This is a genomic window from Bacillus sp. V3-13 (assembly GCF_002860165.1).
Lineage (GTDB): Bacteria > Bacillota > Bacilli > Bacillales > Cytobacillaceae > Bacillus_BJ.
This window is the reverse complement of the sequence record NZ_PGUZ01000016.1, coordinates 24622-45590: the sequence shown is the minus strand read 5'-3', so window position 1 is coordinate 45590 and position 20969 is coordinate 24622. Positions and strand designations below refer to the sequence as shown.

21 protein-coding genes are annotated in these 20969 nt (G+C 47.0%); 15 read left to right on the top strand and 6 right to left on the bottom strand.

Features of this window, described 5'->3' with window-relative positions:
• Positions 1-7 precede the first annotated feature (7 nt).
• The 4 genes from uvrA to CU633_RS06490 all read left to right on the top strand — a co-directional run bounded on the left by uvrA (position 8) and on the right by CU633_RS06490 (position 4871).
• A complete protein-coding gene (uvrA, locus tag CU633_RS06505) occupies positions 8-2884 on the top strand; it encodes an excinuclease ABC subunit UvrA (protein ID WP_101658915.1) in 2877 nt (958 codons plus the stop codon).
• Between the two features lie 316 nt (positions 2885-3200).
• On the top strand, positions 3201-4307 hold the full coding sequence (locus tag CU633_RS06500) for a DUF4097 family beta strand repeat-containing protein (RefSeq protein ID WP_101658914.1): 1107 nt from the start codon (positions 3201-3203) through the stop codon (positions 4305-4307).
• Positions 4308-4322: 15 nt separating this feature from the next.
• Complete coding sequence (locus CU633_RS06495) at positions 4323-4511, top strand: PspC domain-containing protein (RefSeq protein ID WP_374703349.1); 189 nt, start codon at positions 4323-4325, stop codon at positions 4509-4511.
• Between the two features lie 3 nt (positions 4512-4514).
• Positions 4515-4871, top strand: coding sequence for a phage holin family protein (locus CU633_RS06490; RefSeq protein WP_101658912.1), 357 nt, complete (start codon positions 4515-4517; stop codon positions 4869-4871).
• A 46-nt stretch (positions 4872-4917) separates the two neighbouring features.
• Here CU633_RS06490 and CU633_RS06485 read toward each other — a convergent pair whose 3' ends face one another.
• From CU633_RS06485 to CU633_RS06460, 6 genes are all read right to left on the bottom strand, one after another.
• The gene (locus CU633_RS06485; RefSeq protein WP_101658911.1) at positions 4918-5646 is read right to left on the bottom strand and encodes a GntR family transcriptional regulator; all 729 of its coding nucleotides are present in this window, start codon (positions 5644-5646) and stop codon (positions 4918-4920) included.
• A gap of 18 nt (positions 5647-5664) precedes the next feature.
• On the bottom strand, positions 5665-6390 hold the full coding sequence (gene nagB / locus CU633_RS06480; protein ID WP_101658910.1) for a glucosamine-6-phosphate deaminase: 726 nt from the start codon (positions 6388-6390) through the stop codon (positions 5665-5667).
• On the bottom strand, positions 6387-7580 hold the full coding sequence (gene nagA, locus CU633_RS06475; RefSeq protein ID WP_101658909.1) for an N-acetylglucosamine-6-phosphate deacetylase: 1194 nt from the start codon (positions 7578-7580) through the stop codon (positions 6387-6389). Before nagA ends, nagB begins: the two co-directional genes overlap by 4 nt.
• Positions 7581-7713: 133 nt before the next feature.
• On the bottom strand, positions 7714-8607 hold the full coding sequence (gene murQ, locus CU633_RS06470) for an N-acetylmuramic acid 6-phosphate etherase (protein WP_101658908.1): 894 nt from the start codon (positions 8605-8607) through the stop codon (positions 7714-7716).
• A gap of 1 nt (position 8608) precedes the next feature.
• Positions 8609-9676, bottom strand: coding sequence for a DUF871 domain-containing protein (locus tag CU633_RS06465; protein WP_101658907.1), 1068 nt, complete (start codon positions 9674-9676; stop codon positions 8609-8611).
• Between the two features lie 156 nt (positions 9677-9832).
• Complete coding sequence (locus tag CU633_RS06460; protein ID WP_101658906.1) at positions 9833-11206, bottom strand: PTS transporter subunit EIIC; 1374 nt, start codon at positions 11204-11206, stop codon at positions 9833-9835.
• 332 nt (positions 11207-11538) lie between these two features.
• Here CU633_RS06460 and hprK point away from each other — a divergent pair, with 332 nt between their 5' ends.
• The 11 genes from hprK to hisA all read left to right on the top strand — a co-directional run bounded on the left by hprK (position 11539) and on the right by hisA (position 20968).
• Positions 11539-12474: an HPr(Ser) kinase/phosphatase gene (hprK, locus tag CU633_RS06455; RefSeq protein WP_101658905.1), complete on the top strand. Its 936-nt coding sequence runs from the start codon at positions 11539-11541 to the stop codon at positions 12472-12474.
• Between the two features lie 30 nt (positions 12475-12504).
• Entirely contained in the window at positions 12505-13320 is an 816-nt protein-coding gene (lgt, locus tag CU633_RS06450) for a prolipoprotein diacylglyceryl transferase (RefSeq protein ID WP_101658904.1), read from the top strand.
• Positions 13321-13336: 16 nt separating this feature from the next.
• On the top strand, positions 13337-14284 hold the full coding sequence (locus CU633_RS06445) for a nucleoside recognition domain-containing protein (protein WP_101658903.1): 948 nt from the start codon (positions 13337-13339) through the stop codon (positions 14282-14284).
• Positions 14274-14918, top strand: a complete 645-nt coding sequence (gene ppaX, locus CU633_RS06440) for a pyrophosphatase PpaX (RefSeq protein WP_101658902.1) — start codon at positions 14274-14276, stop codon at positions 14916-14918. The genes CU633_RS06445 and ppaX overlap by 11 nt, the downstream gene beginning before the upstream one ends.
• A gap of 1 nt (position 14919) precedes the next feature.
• Positions 14920-15465 (top strand): acyltransferase, encoded by a 546-nt coding sequence (locus CU633_RS06435; RefSeq protein ID WP_101658901.1) that lies wholly within the window; start codon positions 14920-14922, stop codon positions 15463-15465.
• A gap of 233 nt (positions 15466-15698) precedes the next feature.
• Positions 15699-16886 (top strand): ATP phosphoribosyltransferase regulatory subunit, encoded by a 1188-nt coding sequence (locus tag CU633_RS06430; protein WP_101658900.1) that lies wholly within the window; start codon positions 15699-15701, stop codon positions 16884-16886.
• Positions 16879-17517, top strand: coding sequence for an ATP phosphoribosyltransferase (gene hisG / locus CU633_RS06425; protein ID WP_101658899.1), 639 nt, complete (start codon positions 16879-16881; stop codon positions 17515-17517). Before CU633_RS06430 ends, hisG begins: the two co-directional genes overlap by 8 nt.
• A gap of 29 nt (positions 17518-17546) precedes the next feature.
• Positions 17547-18818 carry a histidinol dehydrogenase gene (gene hisD, locus CU633_RS06420; protein WP_101658898.1) on the top strand — a complete coding sequence of 424 codons (1272 nt, stop codon included), beginning with the start codon at positions 17547-17549 and terminating at the stop codon, positions 18816-18818.
• 198 nt (positions 18819-19016) lie between these two features.
• Positions 19017-19604 (top strand): imidazoleglycerol-phosphate dehydratase HisB, encoded by a 588-nt coding sequence (gene hisB, locus CU633_RS06415; protein ID WP_101658897.1) that lies wholly within the window; start codon positions 19017-19019, stop codon positions 19602-19604.
• Positions 19605-20237, top strand: a complete 633-nt coding sequence (gene hisH, locus CU633_RS06410; protein WP_101658896.1) for an imidazole glycerol phosphate synthase subunit HisH — start codon at positions 19605-19607, stop codon at positions 20235-20237. It abuts the gene before it with no gap.
• Entirely contained in the window at positions 20237-20968 is a 732-nt protein-coding gene (hisA, locus tag CU633_RS06405) for a 1-(5-phosphoribosyl)-5-[(5-phosphoribosylamino)methylideneamino]imidazole-4-carboxamide isomerase (protein ID WP_101658895.1), read from the top strand. Before hisH ends, hisA begins: the two co-directional genes overlap by 1 nt.
• Position 20969: the final 1 nt, after the last annotated feature.

Sequence of the window (20969 nt, the reverse complement as noted above, 5' to 3'; positions counted from 1 at the left end):
CGGCTACATGGCTATGGATAAATTGATTGTGAAAGGTGCGAGAGCCCACAATTTAAAAAATATTGATGTTACGATTCCGAGAGATAAGCTTGTTGTGTTAACGGGTCTTTCGGGCTCCGGAAAGTCGTCATTGGCTTTTGACACGATTTACGCAGAAGGCCAGCGCCGTTATGTTGAATCGCTTTCCGCCTATGCCCGCCAATTTCTCGGGCAAATGGATAAGCCGGATGTGGATGCGATAGAGGGGCTATCCCCGGCGATTTCGATTGACCAGAAAACGACGAGCCGGAATCCCCGTTCAACGGTTGGTACGGTCACGGAAATTTATGATTATTTGCGTTTGCTGTTTGCGAGGGTAGGACGGCCGGTTTGTCCGATCCACAACATTGAGATTTCTTCGCAAACGATTGAACAGATGGTTGACCGTATTATGGAGTATCCGGAGCGGACAAAGCTGCAGGTTCTCGCTCCAATCGTTTCCGGAAGAAAAGGCACCCATGCTAAAGTACTTGAGGATATTAAAAAGCAAGGCTATGTCCGAGTCAGGATTAACGGGGAAATGCATGAAATTGGCGATGAGATCGAGCTTGATAAAAACAAGAAGCACTCGATTGAAGTGGTCATCGACCGCATTGTTGTCAAGGAAGGGATCGAAGCCCGGCTTGCCGACTCCCTTGAAGCAGCTCTAAGCCTCGGGGAAGGGAAAGTCGTCATTGATGTAATCGGGGATGCTGAGCTTCTTTTCAGCGAGCATCATGCCTGCCCGCTCTGCGGATTTTCAATTGGCGAGCTTGAACCGCGCATGTTTTCTTTCAACAGCCCATTTGGTGCTTGTCCTGATTGCGACGGACTCGGATCGAAGCGCGAAGTCGATGAAGATCTGGTAATTCCGAACAGGGACCTGTCATTGCGGAATCATGCGATTGCGCCATGGGAACCGACAAGCTCACAATATTATCCGCAGCTTCTCGAAGCGGTATGCAATCATTATGGAGTTGACATGGATACGCCTGTGAAAGATATCCCGGACCATTTGCTTGATAAAATCCTTTACGGTTCAAAAGGGGACAGGATTTATTTTCGCTATGAAAATGATTTTGGCCAAATACGGGAAAATTATATTGAATTCGAGGGCGTTATTCGCAATGTTGAACGGCGCTTTAAAGAAACAAGCTCCGATTATATCCGCGAACAAATGGAAAAATACATGAGTGAAAAGCCCTGTCCAACCTGTAAAGGCAACCGTCTGAAAAAGGAAAGCCTTGCGGTTCTCATAGCAGGACAGCATATCAGCCAGGTAACGGCGCTTTCAATTGAAGAGGCATACCAGTTTTTTGAGGATTTGAAGCTGACAGATAAAGAAATGAAGATTGCCAACCTTATTTTTCGCGAAATCAAGGAGCGCCTCGGCTTTCTGATCAATGTCGGTCTTGATTATTTAACGCTAAGCCGGGCAGCCGGAACCTTATCAGGCGGGGAAGCCCAGCGGATTCGTCTTGCAACGCAAATCGGCTCCCGTTTAACGGGTGTTCTCTATATCCTTGATGAACCATCGATCGGCTTGCATCAGCGCGACAATGACCGCTTGATTGAGACGTTAAAAAACATGCGTGATATCGGTAATACATTGATTGTTGTTGAGCATGATGAGGATACGATGATTGCCGCGGATTACTTGATTGATGTCGGGCCGGGTGCCGGGGTACACGGCGGTGAAATTATTTCAGCCGGGACTCCTGAAGAAGTCATGAATGATCCGGCCTCATTAACCGGCCAATACCTGTCAGGCAAAAAGTTCATCCCGCTTCCGGTTGAACGGCGCAAAGCAGATGGCCGTTATCTTGAAATTAAGGGGGCAAGGGAAAATAATTTAAACAATGTTTCGGTAAAGCTTCCATTAGGCTTGTTTATTGCGGTTACAGGTGTGTCCGGCTCTGGAAAGAGCACACTGATCAATGAAATTCTTCATAAAAAACTGGCCCAGCAGCTTCACCATGCGAAAAGCAAACCGGGTGAGCATAAGGACATCAGGGGAATTGAACATTTGGAAAAGGTCATCGATATAGACCAATCGCCAATCGGGCGCACGCCGCGTTCAAATCCGGCCACCTATACAGGCGTGTTCGATGATATCCGCGATGTGTTTGCTGCGACGAATGAAGCAAAGGTGCGCGGCTATAAAAAAGGCCGCTTCAGCTTTAATGTCAAGGGCGGACGCTGTGAAGCATGCCGTGGGGACGGAATTATCAAGATTGAAATGCACTTCCTGCCTGATGTATACGTTCCGTGTGAAGTTTGCCATGGCAAGCGGTATAACCGGGAAACGCTCGAAGTGAAGTATAAAGGCAAGAATATTTCCGAGATTTTGGATATGACGGTTGAAGACGCGAATGAATTTTTTGAAAACATTCCGAAAATCAAACGGAAGCTGCAAACGATTGCTGATGTCGGGCTTGGCTATATCACTTTAGGGCAGCCGGCCACAACGCTGTCAGGAGGAGAAGCACAACGGGTTAAACTGGCCTCTGAGCTGCACCGCCGTTCGTCCGGACGTTCACTTTACATTCTTGACGAACCGACAACCGGACTGCATGTTGATGATATATCGAGACTTTTGGTTGTCCTGCAGCGGCTTGTCGACAACGGTGATACAGTGCTGGTGATTGAACATAATCTTGACGTCATCAAAGCGGCTGATTATATCGTCGATCTCGGTCCGGAAGGCGGAGACAGGGGCGGTACCATTGTTGCTACCGGAACACCGGAGCAAGTATCCGAAGTACCTGCTTCGTACACCGGAAAGTATTTAAAGCCGGTCCTCGAGCGAGACCGGTTGCGAATGAAGAAACTGGTTGAAGAGAAAGAACGCGTCGCAAATTCATAAAATTACTGAGCAGCTGTCTTGATACAGGCAGCTGCTTTTTCAGTTTTGAAATCACTGATCACTTTTCAGGACGTTCATGGTCCTACAGCAAACTCAATCCCGGGGCTGAGGTATCCAGCCGTTCATTGTGGTAAAGTAGCAGCAAGTATATTATCTATCGATTAAAATGGCTGAAACTTTGTTCGCTTCCTGGCGTATTACAATGTAGGAGCTGAGCGTAATCGATACATCTGCTGTGATAATTGCCGGTGCCATATGTCAGTAATTGTAATTCAGGAAAATCCGTTCATAAATCATTTTTATTGGAGGGAAGATAATGAAAGAGCAACGCAAGCGCATATTAAAGTTGGTCGAAGAAGGCAAGCTTACCGTCGAAGAAGCGTTAACCCTGCTGGAAGGGCTTGACGATGCAAGCAAGTCGAAGGAAAAAATACAGCAGGATAGCGCCAACGAATTATCGACAACCGTTCAGTTTCAGGAAACGAAGAAAGAGCAGTCTGCCCACCAAAAGCTGCAATCGACAAAGGACAAAATTTTTGAATTTGTCGATGCCGCTTTCCAGAAAATAAAGGATTTTGATCTGGATTTTAATTTTGGCCATTCAGTCGATATCTCGCATATTTTTCAGCATGGCGATCCGTTTTTAAAGGAAATTGACATTGATATAGCGAACGGGTCTGTTCGGGTTTTACCGGGGAACGAGCGCGATGTAAGGATAGAATGCCACGCGAGGATCTACCGTGTCGACAACCAGGACGAAGCGCGGCGAAGCTTTTTAAACGATACGCTCTTTGCCATTGAAGGCGGGAAGCTCCGTTTTGCTACCCAGCAAAAGTGGATGAAACTTGATGCCACAGTCTATGTTCCTGCGGATGAATACGAGCATGTAAAGGTGCGGATATTCAACGGATATATTGAGAGCAACGGTTTATCTGCGAAAAATTGCAAAGTAAAGACAGCTAACGGAAAAATTAATCTTAACGGCGCAAGCTTTGGGAAGCTGGAAGCAGAAACAGCCAACGGGCCGATCACTATTGCTGGCAGCAGGATTGGAGACGTTGAGGCGGAAACGATTAATGGGCAGATAAAATTGGAAGGTGACTTTGCCGGGGTGGATATTCAAACCTTTAATGGCAATGTTTATTGCTCGCTCACCGGGGATACAGCGGAACGAGTTATCGCGAAAGGAACAACGGGAAGCATTGAATTATCGATTCCCGAAAAGCTCGCTGTTAGCGGCAACTTAAGAACGAACCTTGGCGGTTTGGCGGTCGATCTTGAGGGTATAGAAATTATCGAGGAAAAAAACGAAATTGCCCAAAAAACAATGATCTTCAAGCCTGTTAACGAAGCGGTGAACGCGGTAAATCTGTCTGCAGAAACAAAAACAGGTTCTATCTCGGTGCGGACCCATTTAAACTAAACGAGGAGGATGGAAATGAAGCTTTTCCGATCGCGAACAGACCGTGTGCTGGCGGGTGTCCTCGGTGGTTTAGCCCAGTCAGTTGGCATAAACGCAACGATTCTACGGGTTCTATTTGCCATTCTCCTTTTCGCAACGGGCTTTTTCCCGTTGTTGATTGCGTACCTTGTACTAGTGTTTATTTTGCCTAATAAGGAGTACTAACAGATGAGATGGCTGCTCGGTATAGTAATTAATGCGGTTTTATTTATGGCAATAGCCGGTTATTTTGAAGATTTTTATTTAGCGGGTTTTGGTTCGGCAATTGCTGCGAGTTTTATTTTAGCGGTTCTTAATATTCTTGTTCGTCCAATTCTGATTTTGCTCACTTTGCCTGTTACTGTTCTGACACTCGGCCTGTTTTTATTTGTCATCAATGCAATCACATTACTTTTGACAGATAGAATCATGGGCGGCGCTTTTGAAATTGAAGGCTTTGGCATGGCTTTTCTTGCCGCAGTGCTTATGGCGGCAGTTAACCTGATTATTCAAAAAGCTGTGATCGAACCTGCCAGTGAAAAATAAATGAAGGAAGCCGGAACTCCGTTGGGTGCCGGCTTTTCCTTTACATCTATTTGCCGCGCTGCATGGAGTGGATAAATTTATAACGGTCAGCCCGGTATGCCGATTTCACATATTCAAACGGTGTGCCATCTTTTAAATACGATGACCGGTGGATTAATAAGATCGGTGAGCCTTTTTCAATTTGCAAATGCTTTATTTCTGAGTCTCTTGCGATTGAAGCCTCGATCTGCTGGGTCGCCTCATGGATAGTCAGTGATAGTTTCTCCTCAATATAACGGTAAAGGGATTGGTTGATGATCTCTTCTGTGAGACCCTTTATTAAGTTCGCAGGTAAATAAGTAGTTTCCAGCGCCATCGGAGCTTCATCTGCAAGGCGAACGCGCGTAATTTCGTATACAGGTGTATTTTCTTTTATGTTGAGGCGCTGTGCCGTTTCGGCCCCGGCTGCAATGATCTCGAAAGAAAGAAGCTTGCTGCTCGGTTTCATGCCCCGTTCGATCATATCTTCGGTAAAGCTCGTTAAGCCCTGGAGCCGCTGTTCTACTTTTTTCTTATTAACAAACGTTCCTTTTCCTTTTAGGCGGTATAAATAACCATCACTGACAAGATTGTTAAGTGCCTGCCTGACGGTCATTCTGCTGATCTGGTACCGTTCCGCATACTCCCGTTCGGATGGAATCGCCTCGTCCGCTTTAATGGCACCGCTCTCAATTTTGCTTTTAAGGTGTTCTTCAAGCTGATGATATATCGGGATCGGTGAGTTTTTATCAATCATGGTCGACTCTCCTTTGTGCTAAATCAATTTCAATGCGTCCTCATCAGCAAAAATGGTGACGTTTTTATGCAATTTCAGTGCTGAAGCCGGAAATTGTTCATCGACTTCACCGCCAACGAGCCGCGCAATCGCCTCTGCCTTGGAAGCCCCGGAAGCCAAAAGGTAAATTTCCGCGCTGTCCAAAATCGTTGCAATGCCCATTGTGATTGCCGAAGTCGGAACCTCATCAATGGATGCGAAAAAGCGTGAATTTGCCTGTCGGGTGCTCTCTGCCAGGGAAACGACATGGGTTCTGCTATTAAAAGGGGTACCCGGCTCATTGAAGCCGATATGCCCATTATGTCCGATTCCCAATATTTGCAGATCGATACCGCCAAGCGCTTGAATCGTCTTTTCATAGCGGTCGCACTCACTAAGCAGGTCCGCCTTGGTGCCGTCAGGTATATATGCCCGCTCAAGCGGAAGATCAATGTGATCAAAAAGCTCGCGGCACATGAAAGAATGATAACTGTTCCGGTCCTTTTGATCAAGGCCGATATACTCGTCGAGATTCACGGTCGCAGCGTGCTGATAGGAGGTGCCGGTTTGCTTGTGATCTTCAATTAAGCACCGGTAGACTCCTTTCGGTGTGCTGCCGGTAGCAAGCCCTAAAGTAATGCCTGGCTTGCTGCGCACCTTCTCGATAATACCCTTTGCAGCTTTCATGCTCATCTCTTCATAGTTGTTTGCACGGACTATCTTCATTCCTTCTCGAACACCTCTTTTCCGTAGGCGATTTGGCCGCGGCATAATGTCGTAATCACTCGAAGCTGTTCATCAAGGATGACAATATCAGCGTCTTTTCCCGGGGCAATACTGCCTTTCCGGTCAAACATGTTGAGCTGTTTTGCCGGGTTGGCACTTGCAAGGTTAATGACATCAAGGAGCGGCGCGTTTGTAAATTGATTCATATTTTTAACTGCATCATTCATTTTTAGAATACTGCCGGCAAGCGTACCATCCGCTAACAGCGCTTTTCCATCCGCTACTTTTACGTTTTGTCCCCCAAGATCGTATTCCCCATTTTTGAGGCACTTAGCCCGCATCGCATCCGTTATTAAAATCATTCCATCCTTGCCCTTGGCATTGAACACAAGCTTGACCATTTCAGGGTTGACATGGATTCCGTCTGCAATCAGCTCGATCTTAAGTTCTTCGAGCAGCAGGGCAGCTCCAGCTGTTCCCGGTTCGCGGTGGTGAAGCCCGCGCATTCCGTTAAAAAGGTGTGTCACGTGCCGGGCTCCAGCCTCGGCAGCTTTCACCATTTCCTCATAGTTGGCATCTGAATGGCCGATTGAGGCGATAATACCTGTTTCGTGCAAATAGTGGACAAAATCCAGTCCGTTTGCAAGTTCGGGAGCGACGGTGACAAGCTTGATCTGGTTTTCTGCCGCCTGCTGCCAATCCTTAAACAGTTCTATATCCGGGTCAATAATATATTCCTGCGGCTGGGCGCCGGCGCGGATTTTATTAATAAACGGCCCCTCAAGATGGATGCCGAGCATTTCTGCTTTGCCTGGGTTATTTTGCGTTCTGCCGTACCGGGCCGCATTTTCGAGCGCTTTTTTTATCGCGGTTTTCTCCTGGGTAATCGTGGTCGCGAGAAAGCTTGTTGTCCCTTCAGCAGGAAGGACGGCTGCGATTGTCGTTAAAGCATCCGGGGTAGCGTCCATTGTATCTGCCCCGCCCGCACCATGAATATGGACATCAATGAAGCCGGGAACGGCGGTATAGCCGGCAGATAAATCGATAATCCGGGCTTGTTCATCGAGATTGGGCAGCTGATCCATTGAGCCCACGTTCTTAATGGCAGTGCCTTCTATATAGATAAACCCATTATTAATCCACTCGTTTTCAAGAGCGATCCTTCCGTTAACAATAAGAAGACGATCCAACCTCTTCATCTCCCTTTCAATATAATAGCTTTATAGTTATATTATAAACGTTTTCATATATAGATGTCTATACCAGTAAACGTAAAATAGACCCCCATACCACTGAACGCATTGGTATAGGGGCCTGCTTTTGTTATTTTCCAATAGCTTTCCGCAAATAACCTGAATGCTTTTCAAGCAGGTCTGCTGCTGCTTTTGCTTCCAACCCGGTGAGAATTTGGACAATTGCGGCCTTTGTATTGTAATTTTGCTCGTCCAATGCAGCCTTTACAGTCTGATCATCAGCACCTGTTGCCATTTTGACGATATTTTCGGCCCGCTTAAAAAGCTTTTCATTCGTCATTTGCACATCGACCATGAGATTGCCGTAAACTTTTCCCATCTTAATCATCGAGGCGGTTGTCAGCATATTTAGGACGAGTTTTTGCGCGGTACCGGCCTTCATTCTTGTTGAGCCGGTCACGACTTCCGGCCCGACTATCGGGGCTATTGTCACCTTTGCGACCTTTTCCATTTCAGAGTCTTTACTGCAGACGACAGCAACGGTGGCAGTACCGATTTCATTGGCATATTCAAGAGCACCGATCGTGTATGGGGTGCGGCCGCTCGCAGCAATGCCGACGACAATATCCTGCGCCGATAACTGAATGTTCTCCAAGTCTTTCCGGCCTTGCTCCCTGTCATCTTCAGCACCTTCAACGGCTTCCGTCATCGCCTTTTTCCCGCCGGCAATAATGCCGACAACCATCTCGGGATCTGTTCCATATGTAGGCGGACATTCGGAAGCATCGATAATGCCGATCCGTCCCGATGTCCCTGCGCCGGTATAAATGAGCCTGCCGCCGCTTTTAAAGGCAGCAACGATCATGTCGACTGTTTTTGAAATGAACGGAAGCACACGGGCGATCGCAATTGGAACGAGGCTATCCTCCTCGTTGATGATTGAGATCATTTCATCTGTCGACATCAAATCAATATTCATAGTTTTCGGGTTGCGCTGTTCTGTGTTTAATTTAGAAATATTCATCTTAACCCCTCACGATAAATGTAAATTTTCCGCCAGCCCGAATTTGCTTGAGCAGGGGAATATCTTCATCCTTTACATAGCCGATCACATTCACCCGTTCATCTTTCGGCAAATCTGTTAACGTGACCTGGAGCTCTCCAGAGTAACGCCCGTAAAGCTGATTATCGAGAGTAATCGCGCCTTTACGGCGTTCAAACTGATTTGCCGGCCGAATTTGTCCATTTCCGGTTTGTGCATAAGACCGGGATTCCACGGAGCGAATGACGTCCCGGGCCGGATCCATCCGGTTTGTATGGATCTCTTTAAGGATCGGAAGAGAGCCGTTTTGATCGACAGGCTTCATTTTTAGCGGTATGACACCGTTTGCGAGGCTTGATAGCTGCTGCAAAGTGCTTTCGGTAACGGAATAATCTCCGATTAAAACCTTATCCGTATTGAGAGAATACAATAATTCAGCGGCCGAAGCTGCAGGGGAAGCGTGTCGATGTTCCTCAACCGTTGGCAGCCCGGCAAAGACTGGACCTCTTAATTCGAGATTTCCGGGAACGAATGCCATTGTTGTCAAGCCTTTGCTTTTTAAAAATTGATTTCTTTCCGATAAGAAGCGTGAATCGAGCCCGGTTTCGGGACGGGGGTAAAAGTTATGCCATGCTTCAACATTGTTGACGTTTAAGCCCATGCTGATCCATTTATCAAGCTCTGCGTGTGACACTGTACTGGCATTCATGCCTACTTTCATCAGCGCCGACAGCTGCACGATTTGCTCGGCACTAAACCCGTAATCAGCCCGGATTCCAGTAAGACCCCAGTCCGTTAATTGGCCAATATTTTCCCAGGTCAAGCCAAGATAGCTTAATGATAGGGGAGAAACATCTGCGAGAAGCTCCATGTCATGTTCCTTTGCCAAGCTTCCCAATTCCATAAGCAAGTCTTTATATCTGGCATGGTCATCCTCGGGAATATGGAGCGATGTAAAGATCGATTTTAAGCCGCATGATGAAGCTTTTTTAATCCAGATACGGTTTTGCTCTCTTTTATTCTCTGTTAAATAAACGGAGATGCCAATCAATATGTCCACCTCACAAATCATTGCGGATTTTTGAAACGAAAGAAGGAGGAATTAAGGTTTCCTCCTTCAGCGAATACATGCAACTCTTGCACCCATATTTAAAATTATCAAGTGTGCGGGTTAAATGCAATTTCCGCGTCAAGTTGCAGGACTTTATTAAATATTGCTGGCCATTTCTTCCTTGAATCCGAACAGCCATGTGAATAGGAAACCAAACAAGTACGCGATAAGTAAGCCGACTAAATACAAGACCATTTCGTTTGTATTGACGAGGAAGACAAGCGGTATTCCGGAAACGCCAATCGCAATCGTTGCGACGTTAAAGAATGCCTGGAACGCGCCGCCGACTGCTGCTCCTAAACATGCGGTTAAAAACGGGCGGCCAAGCGGGAGGGTGACCCCGAAAATTAACGGTTCGCCAATACCGAGCATTCCAACCGGAAGTCCACCTTTAATGACTTTTTTGAGGCGGGCATTTTTCGTTTTAAAGTAAATGGCGAATGCTGCCCCGACCTGGCCGGCGCCGCCCATCGCAAGAATAGGAAGAAGCGGGTCATCGCCGATCGTATTAATCAGTTCCATATGGACAGGCGTCAAGCCCTGGTGCAAGCCTGTCACAACGAGCGGCAGGAATGTGCCGGCAAGGATCAGCCCTGCAAAAATTCCACCCATATCAATTAATCCAAGCAGCCCTTTTGTAATCAGGTCAGAGATCAGTCCGCCTACCGGCTGCAAAATAAACAGCGTTGCAACACCGGTAATCAACAAAGCAACAGTCGGAGTGACAATGATATCAATCGAAGCCGGAACAACTTTGCGAAGGCGCCGTTCCAAGAAAGCGATAAATGCGGCAGCGAGCATAACGCCGATTAAGCCGCCCCGGCCCGGAACGAGTGCCTCACCGAATAATTTGATGTCAGCAAGACCAGGATTATATAAAATAATCGCTGCTGCTCCACCAAGTGCCGGTGAGCCTCCAAATTCTTTCGCCGTGTTAACTCCAACGAATACGAATAAATAGCTGAACAATCCCCAGCCGATTAAGCTTAAAATTTTAACGACCGTCGATTCGGGATCGGCCCCTGACCGGATAATCACATTCGTCAGCCCGGCAATTAACCCGGATGCGACGATTGCCGGAATCAGCGGGATGAAGATGCTCGCTATCCTTCTTAAAAACAATTTGAACGGGGTTGCATTTTTTTTCTTTAAATCGGCTTTGGTTTTATCTGCCAATCCGGCAAATGGATTCTCGCTGTCTTCATCTACTGAACTGACATCTCTTCCTGTAATCTGCGAAACTTCATCCGCTACCCTCGTCACAATTCCCGGTCCGAGAATAATTTGGAGCGTTTCTTCTTCAACAACACCCATAACGCCATCAATGTTTTTAAGGCCTGCGACGTTTACCTTGCTTTCGTCAACCGGCTTTACCCGGAGCCGGGTCATACATGACGCAAGGTTTGCAATGTTCGCTGCTCCGCCCAATTGCTCAATAATCTCTGTGGCCAAGCGTTCTTCTTTGCGCATAGTTCTTTCCCCCTTAAAAGAATAATAGAATAAAAATTCCAAAAATTAAAAAATGAATTCGTTTACACCATTATCATAGCAGTAAGAAGTATAGTTGTCTATACCTATTCCGAAAGAAAAAACACTTTTTGTCCATGGTAAAATGTATGTGTTTTTGCCGTGATTATTCCTATTAATATAAATCTCTTCCTAAGCACAAAAAAACTCGAATGAAAAGATTTCTGTATCCATTCGTTTGGTTCTTTCTCAAAAAGTGCTAAAATAAGAGAAGCTAATTTTACGAGCGCGTATCAACTTATGTTACGAGTACGTACCAAAGGAGGAAGCTTAGGTTGCCAAAAGTTCGTACGAAAGATATTATCGAAAAATTCGATCTCGAGCTTATCAGCGGGGAGGAAGGAATTAACCGCCCGATTACAACCAGCGATATTTCACGGCCGGGAATTGAGATTGCCGGATACTTTGAGTATTATCCTGCCGAAAGGATCCAGCTCCTGGGAAAAACGGAGCTGACCTTTTTTGCCAAAATAAATGGCCATGAACGAAAGTCCCGGATGGAACAGCTTTGCACCGACATCACTCCGGCGATCATTGTGACAAGAGAAATGGACGTTCCTGAAGAACTCATCGAAGCGTCAGAACGGGAATCTGTTCCTGTGCTGCGCGCAAAATGGAAAACAACCCGTTTTTCGAGCCGTTTGACCAATTTTCTTGAAAGCAAGCTCGCCCCGACGACCGCCGTTCATGGGGTTCTTGTCGATATCTACGGTGTCGGTGTGCTAATTACCGGAAAAAGCGGCGTCGGTAAAAGTGAAACAGCATTGGAGCTTGTCAAACGCGGGCATCGCCTCGTTGCCGATGACTGCGTTGAGATCCGCCAGGAAGACCAGGATACATTGGTGGGCAATGCACCCGAGCTGATCGAGCATTTGCTTGAAATCAGGGGACTCGGCATCATCAATGTGATGACGCTATTTGGGGCCGGATCTGTTCGCAGCTACAAACGGATTTCCCTCGTCATCAGCCTTGAACTGTGGGACCAAAATAAAACCTATGACCGGCTCGGATTGGATGAAGAAAAAATGAAAATCATTGATACCGAGATTACAAAGTTGACCGTTCCAGTTCGGCCGGGCCGAAACCTTGCTGTTATTATTGAAGTGGCAGCGATGAATTTCCGCTTGAAACGAATGGGAATGAATGCGGCTGAACAGTTCACAAGCCGATTGACCGATGTGATCGAAGATGGCGAACACGAAGATATGTAAGATTAATAAGCTGAAAGAGGAGAAGTGAACATGGGAGAAAATATTCAGCCGCTTGATCCGATTGCCTTCACGCTTGGGCCGATACAAGTTCATTGGTATGGCGTGATAATTGGTGTCGGGATTGCACTGGCGCTCTGGATTGCGATGAGGGAAGCGGAAAGAAGGGGCCTTTCAAAGGATCATCTTGCTGATTTGATGCTGTGGGCGATTCCAATTGCCATCATTAGTGCGCGGATTTATTACGTCATTTTTGAATGGGACTATTATGCGCAGAATCCCGGTGAAATCGTACAGATTTGGAATGGCGGAATTGCCATCCACGGGGCGTTGATCGGTTCCGTGATCACAGCGTATATTTTTGCAAAGAAAAAAAAGATATCTTTTTGGAAGCTTGCCGATATTACGGCACCGAGCATTATCCTTGGCCAGGCGATCGGCAGATGGGGGAATTTTATCAACCAGGAAGCGCATGGCGGAGAAGTGAGCCGCGCTTTTCTTGAAGACCTTTTTCTGCCCGAATTTATCATCAATCAGATGTACATAGGGGGAAGCTATTATCATCCAACTTTTTTATATGAGTCAGTTTGGAACCTGGCCGGATTTATTGTGTTAATGTTGTTGCGCAAAGTAAATTTGCGGCGCGGTGAACTCTTCCTTACTTATGTGATTTGGTATTCAATCGGCCGGTTTTTTATCGAAGGATTGCGGACCGACAGCCTGATGCTGACTGAAAGCTTAAGAATGGCACAGACGATCTCGATTGTATTAATTATCGGGGCAGTTGTTTTACTTGTTTACAGAAGAAAAGCAGGGCTATCGAAGGCCCGCTATTTAGACAAAGCATAAAAGAGGGGAAGAGAACATGCTGCTTGGTTCAATCAAAAAGGGATTAATAGTTGGTTTACAAACGACATGGTCACTGGGAAAAATTATTTTTCCGGTAACGCTGATTGTGACTCTGCTTCAGTATACGCCTGTGCTGCCATGGGTTGTTGACATGATTGCACCATTAATGACGGTTTTCGGCCTGTCAGGGGATGCAGCGATTCCACTTGTTCTCGGCAATTTTTTAAACTTATATGCTGCGATTGGTGCGATTCTTTCTCTTGATCTAACCGTTAAAGAAGTATTTATTCTTGCGGTGATGCTGTCGTTTTCCCATAACTTGCTTATTGAAACAGGGGTTGCCTTAAAGGTTGGCGTTAAGCTGTGGATTGTCATCCTGGTCAGGCTCGGGCTTGCTTTTATATCCGCCGTCGTCATTAATCTTGTTTGGCAGGGCGGGGCGGAAATGGCGAAATACGGGCTGATACCTGCAAAAGAGGAGCCGGCACAAGGGTTTTCAGAAATATTTATCGGGGCGGTCGAAAAAGGCGGGATCGGCATCATTCAGCTTGCCGCCGTCGTGATCCCGTTAATGGTCGGGATCCAATTTTTAAAGGATTTAAAATGGCTTAATGTTTTCTCAAATTGGATGGCGCCGGTTACGAGGCTGCTTGGCATGAAGGAAAATACTTCGACGACGCTCGCGTCCGGGCTTTTATTCGGCCTGGCAATGGGAGCAGGAGTAATGATCCAGGCGGTCAGAGACGACGGGGTCAGCAAAAAGGATGTCACGATTGCGTTTATTTTTCTCGTTGCCTGCCATGCTGTTATTGAGGATACATTAATCTTTATTCCATTGGGAATTCCGGTTCTGCCGCTGTTATTGATCCGCGTTACAGTTGCGATCCTGTTAACAGTGGGTGTGGCATTTATTTGGAACCGGGCCGAGCTTGCAAAAGGAAAGGAAGCCACATATGAGCACTAATATTAAAGCGATTTTATTTGATTTGGACGGAACATTAATCGATACAAATGAACTGATTATTTCTTCATTTTTGCATACGCTCGAAAGCTATTATCCTGAAAAATATAAGCGCGAAGATGTTCTGCAGTTTATTGGTCCGCCGCTTACGGACACTTTTAATTCAATTGACCCAAATTTGACAGAGGATATGATTAAGACATACCGGAAATATAATATCTCGAACCATGACCTGCTTGTCAAAGAATTTACAGGTGTCTTTGAGACAATTCGAACCTTGAAGGAAAACGACTACAAGCTCGCGATTGTCTCGACGAAAATGGAGGATGTCATTTTAAAAGGCTTAAAGCTGACCAATCTCGACCCGTTTTTTGATGTGATTGTCGCCCTGGATCATGTTGAGAAAGCAAAGCCCGATCCGGAACCGGTGCTAAAAGCTTTAAACCATCTCGGTTCACATCCTTTTGAAGCGATCATGGTCGGCGACAACCACCATGATGTGCTGGCAGGCAAAAATGCCGGAACGAAGACGGCAGGCGTAGCCTGGACTGTAAAAGGACGCGATTATATAGCTTCCTATCAGCCTGATTACATCCTTGAAACAATGCCGGATTTACTGGACATTGTCGGAGTGTAGGATGAGAAAAACAACCCGCTATCCTGTGGAAGGAGCAAATTCTCTCTGGCATGTTTATAAAACGGTTCCCTTTTTCAAGGTCGTCAAGAATTTTGCAGTGATCCAGATCGCCCGCTACACCCCGTTCCTCGGTATGAAAAACTGGCTGTATCGCACCTTTTTAAAAATGAAGATCGGCGAGCAAACCTCGTTTGCGCTGATGGTCATGCTTGATATCATGTTTCCGGAAAAAATCAGTGTCGGCCGCAATACTGTCATCGGCTATAATACGACAATTCTTGCCCATGAATACCTGATTAAAGAATACCGGCTTGGACCGGTCGAGATTGGCAGTGAAGTAATGATTGGCGCGAACACGACGATATTGCCGGGGGTTTCGATTGGTGATGGGGCGATTGTCTCCGCTGGTACGCTCGTCCATAAGGATGTTCCTGCCGGGGCCTTTGTCGGGGGCAACCCGATGCGTGTCATCTACACGAAGGAACAGATGGCGGAACGCCGGGCGGAGGATCCAATATACAATCAGAGCTTTATTAACAAAGGTTAATAAGGCTCTTTTTATTTGTAAAATCAGGCATTTTTTTAGTTGACGGTACTCCTTAAAACCGTTACACTACAGATAACTTCATTTTGCTAATACATTAGCGAACTAAAGTATTTTGAGACAATAAACAACTATTAATGTTGCGGAACATAAAGTTTAATAGCAAACCGCTTAAAGAACAAAATAAACGTAACTTCATAAATGTGCGTTTTAGTTTTCAGCAAAGGATGAATACAATGAGCCAGTTATTTATGTTTGAAAAGCCGTTGGGCATGAGAGATACATTGCCGGAATTATACGAAATGAAGGAGAAAGTGCGAACGTCGATCGAGAATGGCATGAAACATTGGGGCTATCAATTTATTGAAACCCCCGCCCTTGAATACTTTGAAACGGTCGGATCTGCTTCGGCGATTTTAGACAGGCAGCTGTTTAAATTGCTGGATCAGCAGGGGCACACCCTTGTTTTGCGGCCCGATATGACTGCCCCAATTGCGCGAGTCGCTGCTTCCAAGCTGTTAAACGACGATATGCCGTTAAGGCTCGCTTATGCGGCAAATGTGTACAGGGCCCAGCAGCGCGAAGGCGGCCGGCCGGCAGAGTTTGAGCAGATCGGGGTCGAATGCATTGGGGATGAGACAATCAGCGCGGATGGCGAAGTGATTGCGTTATTGATCTCGGTGCTTGAAGAAACAGGCTTGAGCGATTTTCAGCTGTCTGTTGGACATATCAGCTTTGTCCGCGAATTGTTTTTACAAATTCTTGGAACAGGTGAGCGGGTCGAGTCGTTAATGAAGTTTCTTCATGAAAAAAATTATGTTGGCTACCGCGAACATGTGAAATCCCTGTCGTTATCATCGATTGATAAACAGCGTCTTCTTGATTTTCTAAAGCTGCGCGGCGGCCAGGAAGTAATTGAAAAAGCTTTAAGTCTGATTGAAAACGGGACAGGAGCAGCAGCGGTCTCGCAATTGAGCCAGCTTTGGAACATTATCGCTGATTTCGGCTTGTCGGAAAAAATAAAATTTGATCTGACTCTCATCAGCCACATGAGCTATTATACGGGAATTGTTTTTGAAGTGTATGCAGGCCAGGTCGGCTTTCCTATCGGCAATGGAGGCAGGTATGACCTCCTGCTCCGAAAGTTTGGCAAATCGAGCGGCGCAACCGGTTTTGCAATCCGGCTCGACAATCTTCTTGAAGCACTCGGCCCGATCGAAAGCAACGAACCTGTCCACTGTATCCTTTTTAGCGGTGAGCGCCGCAAAGAGGCATATGAATTGGCAAAAACGAAACGCCAAAGCGGGCTAAAGGTAGTACTCCAGGATATTAACGGTGTGAAAAATGTTGACGCCTATACAAACAAGTATGCTGAGACCAGCTTTTTGCTTGGCAGCGCAGGAAAGGAGTCTCCTCATGAATGATTTTTTAACGATTGCGATGCCGAAAGGGCGGATTTTTGAAGAGGCGGCAGACCTGCTCCGCAAAGCAGGGTACAAGCTTCCGCCCGAATTTGATGAGTCGCGAAAGCTGATTCTGGAAGTCGAAGAAGAACGGCTCCGCTTTATCCTCGCCAAGCCGATGGATGTGCCGACATACGTCGAGCATGGCGTTGCCGACCTTGGCATGGCCGGAAAGGATGTCATGCTTGAGGAAGAACGGGACGTGTATGAGTTGCTTGACTTAAAAATCAGCAGCTGCTATTTGGCTGTGGCCGGGCTGCCTGACACAAAGATGAACGATGTTGCCCCGAGAATTGCAACAAAGTATCCGAATGTAGCCGCCGCTTATTTTCGCCAGCAGGGAGAACAAGTCGAAATCATTAAGCTGAACGGTTCGATTGAACTGGCGCCGATCATCGGGCTGTCAGACCGGATCGTCGATATCGTGTCGACAGGCAGGACCTTAAAAGAAAACGGCCTGGTCGAATACGAAAGAATTGCCGATATTACAACGCGGCTGCTTGTCAATCCGGTCAGCTACCGGATAAAAGATAGCAGAATCAGCGAGCTTGTTGAAAGACTGGGAGCAGTTATTGACGGAGAGCCTGCATAAACGCGGTCAGGCTTGAAAGGGTGGAAAAAATGGAGATACGCAAAATTGACGAACAAATTTCCCTGAAAAGGTCGATTGACAGCGGGACAGAAGAGCAGCGTTCGGCCGTAAAAGCGATTATTGCCAATGTTCGAAAGCAAGGTGATGCCGCGCTATTGGCATACACGGAAAAGTTTGACGGTGCCAGGTTGGCTGGCTTAACGGTTGACCAGGCTGAGATTGAAGAAGCGTATGCGGAAATTGATGCAGAGCTTGTTGCGATTATAAAAGAGGCGGCTCTGAACATTCGGTTATTCCATGAGAAGCAGCTTAACCCGTCGTGGATGACAATCGATGAATCCGGAACGATGCTCGGCCAAAAAGTAACCCCGCTCGATGCAGTCGGTGTTTATGTTCCGGGAGGCACCGCAGCCTACCCGTCATCGGTGCTTATGAATGTCGTTCCGGCAAAAGCAGCAGGCGTTAAGCGGATTGTCATGGTTTCTCCGCCGGATGAAACAGGCAAGCTTCCGGCCGCCGTTCTGGTCGCTGCCAAGGAAGCTGGAGTTGAGGAAATATACAAGGTCGGTGGTGCCCAGGCGATTGCAGCACTCGCATACGGAACGGAATCGATCCGGCCGGTCGATAAAATTGTCGGTCCCGGAAATATTTACGTCGCCCTTGCCAAGCGTGAAGTGTTCGGCGATGTCGATATCGATATGATTGCCGGTCCGAGCGAAATTACGATACTCGCCGATGATTCGGCTTTTCCTGATGAAATCGCTGCTGACCTGCTTTCCCAGGCAGAGCATGACCCAAGAGCGTGCAGCATTCTCGTCACGACATCGCAATCGCTGGCAGAAGCAGTGTCGATTGAAGTTGAAAAGCAGCTGGAACGCCTGCCAAGAAAAGAAATTGCGGCGCAAGCGATCCGGGAGTTTGGCGTCATTTATTTAGCGGAAAATATCGACGAAGCGATTGACACTGTCAATCAGCTGGCGCCGGAGCATCTCGAAATTTTGACTGACAACGGAATTGAGCTGCTGGGTAAAATCCGCCATGCGGGCGCGATTTTCATCGGCAGATTCAGCCCCGAGCCGGTCGGTGATTATTTTGCCGGCCCAAACCACGTGTTGCCGACAAATGGCACTGCCCGGTTCTCAAGCCCGCTTAATGTAGAAGATTTTCAGAAAAAGTCGAGTATTATTTATTACAGTGAAAAGAAGTTAAACGAAAATGGAGAAAAAATTGCAGCATTTGCCCGGCTCGAAGGGCTTGAAGCCCATGCGCGCGCTGTAGAGGCGAGATTTCATGAAAAATAAGCCCGTCAGAAAAATAATTAAGCGTTCATGCAGATAATTAAGCGCTCAGAAAAATAATTAAGCGTTCACGCGGATAATTAAGCGTTCAGAAAAATAATTAAGCGCTCAGCGCAATAATTAAGCGAAACCTGTTTCGCCAGCACCGGACGGATTCAAGCGATCATCACATTTACTTTAGGACATGGAGGGATGACAAACATGGCAAGAACAGCGGAAATTAGTCGTAAAACAAACGAAACAAATATTCAGCTATCTTTTGAAATAGACGGATCGGGCCATTCGAAGCTCGAGACAGGGGTCCCGTTTTTAACGCATATGCTCGATTTATTCACAAAGCACGGGCAATTTGATTTGATGGTCAATGCAAATGGCGATACCGACGTAGATGACCACCATACGACAGAGGATATCGGCATCTGTATTGGACAGGCGTTGCGGGAAGCGCTTGGCGATAAAAAAGGAATCAAGCGCTACGGCAATGCATTTGTGCCGATGGATGAGGCGCTTGCCCAGGTGGTTGTTGATTTAAGCAACCGTCCGCATCTTGAAATGCGCGCCGATTTTCCAAGCCAGAAGGTCGGGACGTTTGACACTGAGCTTGTCCATGAATTTTTATGGAAGCTGGCGCTTGAGGCAAGGATGAATTTGCATGTCATTCTTCATTTCGGGCAGAACACACACCATATGATTGAGGCGATTTTTAAGGCGCTGGCAAGAGCGCTTGATGAAGCAACGACTGTTGATCCCCGCATCAAAGGGATCCCATCAACGAAAGGGATGTTATAAATGATCGGGATTATCGATTATGGAATGGGCAATCTGTTCAGCGTCAGCAAAGCGCTCGAACGGCTCGGTGTCCCGTTTTTTATCTCGGAGAACGTCGAGGAGCTGGAAGCTGCTGATACATTAATTCTGCCTGGGGTCGGATCGTTCCGGGATGCGATGGAAAGGCTGAAGCAGACCGGGCTTGCCGACATGATCATTCGCTTTGCCCGGACTGGAAAACCGTTGCTTGGAATCTGCCTCGGCATGCAGCTGCTTTTTGAAGAAAGTGAAGAAAACGGATTGACTGCAGGGCTGTCGCTGCTGCCTGGAAAAGTGCATCGTTTTCCCGGCATCACGGCCGGCGGGGAGTCGTATAAGGTCCCGCATATGGGCTGGAATCGCCTTAGGTTCGTCCAGGATTCACCTATTTTAAAAAATATTGATGCCGACTTTGTCTACTTTGTCCATTCCTACTATGTAAGTGCCGGCGAGGAAGTCGTCATCGCGGATGCCGATTATGACGTAGAAGTTCCTGCGGTAGTGGGCAGGGCAAATATATTTGGGATGCAATTTCATCCTGAAAAAAGCGGTCCTCTCGGCATGGAACTGCTTCGCAATTTTACCGAGCTTGCAGGAGAAAGGAAGAAGGCCTGATGGGATTCACGATTTATCCGGCAATTGATATGAGAGGCGGGAAGTGTGTCCGCCTTCTCCAGGGAGACTATGACAAAGAAACGGTGTACGGTGATTCTCCTTTTTCGATGGCGAAGCAGTTTGCCGATGATGGTGCCGAGTGGATTCATATGGTTGATCTAGATGGTGCAAAGGATGGAAAACGGGTCAATGATCAATATGTGATTCAGGCAGCCAGGGAATTAAGGGCAAAAGTGCAAATTGGCGGAGGAATCCGGACGGAAGCTGATATTGCTCATTATCTTGATAAAGGAATTTCCCGGGTGATTATTGGCAGCATTGCCGTTTCAAATCCCGATTTTGCGATTGAAATGATCAAAAAATATCGGGAGCAAATCGCGGTCGGCATTGATGCAAAGGATGGCTTTGTAGCCACGCACGGTTGGGTAACGACGAGTGAAGTGTCCGCGATTGAGCTGGGAAAGCGGTTTGCAGATGCAGGAGCGGACACGTTTATTTTTACCGATATTGCAACGGACGGGACTTTGTCAGGGCCGAATTTGCAGGCAGTGAAGCAAATGGCTGAGGAAACAGGGAAAAGTGTCATTGCCTCTGGAGGAGTCAGCACGCTTGATGATTTAAAGCAATTGCAAGCTTACGAGAGAAGCGGGATTAGCGGAGCAATAGTCGGGAAAGCTCTGTATGAAAAGCGTTTTACGCTGGCAGAAGCACTAAGAGAGGTGAGAGCGTAAA

Bases quoted from the DNA above. Each gene is read 5' to 3' on its own strand.
- uvrA (WP_101658915.1), top strand. From the start codon at position 8: ATGGCTATGGATAAATTGATTGTGAAAGGTGCGAGAGCCCACAATTTA.
- CU633_RS06500 (WP_101658914.1), top strand. From the start codon at position 3,201: ATGAAAGAGCAACGCAAGCGCATATTAAAGTTGGTCGAAGAAGGCAAG.
- CU633_RS06495 (WP_374703349.1), top strand. From the start codon at position 4,323: ATGAAGCTTTTCCGATCGCGAACAGACCGTGTGCTGGCGGGTGTCCTC.
- CU633_RS06490 (WP_101658912.1), top strand. From the start codon at position 4,515: ATGAGATGGCTGCTCGGTATAGTAATTAATGCGGTTTTATTTATGGCA.
- CU633_RS06485 (WP_101658911.1), bottom strand. From the start codon at position 5,646: ATGATTGATAAAAACTCACCGATCCCGATATATCATCAGCTTGAAGAA.
- nagB (WP_101658910.1), bottom strand. From the start codon at position 6,390: ATGAAGATAGTCCGTGCAAACAACTATGAAGAGATGAGCATGAAAGCT.
- murQ (WP_101658908.1), bottom strand. From the start codon at position 8,607: ATGAATATTTCTAAATTAAACACAGAACAGCGCAACCCGAAAACTATG.
- CU633_RS06460 (WP_101658906.1), bottom strand. From the start codon at position 11,206: ATGCGCAAAGAAGAACGCTTGGCCACAGAGATTATTGAGCAATTGGGC.
- lgt (WP_101658904.1), top strand. From the start codon at position 12,505: ATGGGAGAAAATATTCAGCCGCTTGATCCGATTGCCTTCACGCTTGGG.
- CU633_RS06445 (WP_101658903.1), top strand. From the start codon at position 13,337: ATGCTGCTTGGTTCAATCAAAAAGGGATTAATAGTTGGTTTACAAACG.
- ppaX (WP_101658902.1), top strand. From the start codon at position 14,274: ATGAGCACTAATATTAAAGCGATTTTATTTGATTTGGACGGAACATTA.
- CU633_RS06435 (WP_101658901.1), top strand. From the start codon at position 14,920: ATGAGAAAAACAACCCGCTATCCTGTGGAAGGAGCAAATTCTCTCTGG.
- CU633_RS06430 (WP_101658900.1), top strand. From the start codon at position 15,699: ATGAGCCAGTTATTTATGTTTGAAAAGCCGTTGGGCATGAGAGATACA.
- hisG (WP_101658899.1), top strand. From the start codon at position 16,879: ATGAATGATTTTTTAACGATTGCGATGCCGAAAGGGCGGATTTTTGAA.
- hisD (WP_101658898.1), top strand. From the start codon at position 17,547: ATGGAGATACGCAAAATTGACGAACAAATTTCCCTGAAAAGGTCGATT.
- hisB (WP_101658897.1), top strand. From the start codon at position 19,017: ATGGCAAGAACAGCGGAAATTAGTCGTAAAACAAACGAAACAAATATT.
- hisH (WP_101658896.1), top strand. From the start codon at position 19,605: ATGATCGGGATTATCGATTATGGAATGGGCAATCTGTTCAGCGTCAGC.
- hisA (WP_101658895.1), top strand. From the start codon at position 20,237: ATGGGATTCACGATTTATCCGGCAATTGATATGAGAGGCGGGAAGTGT.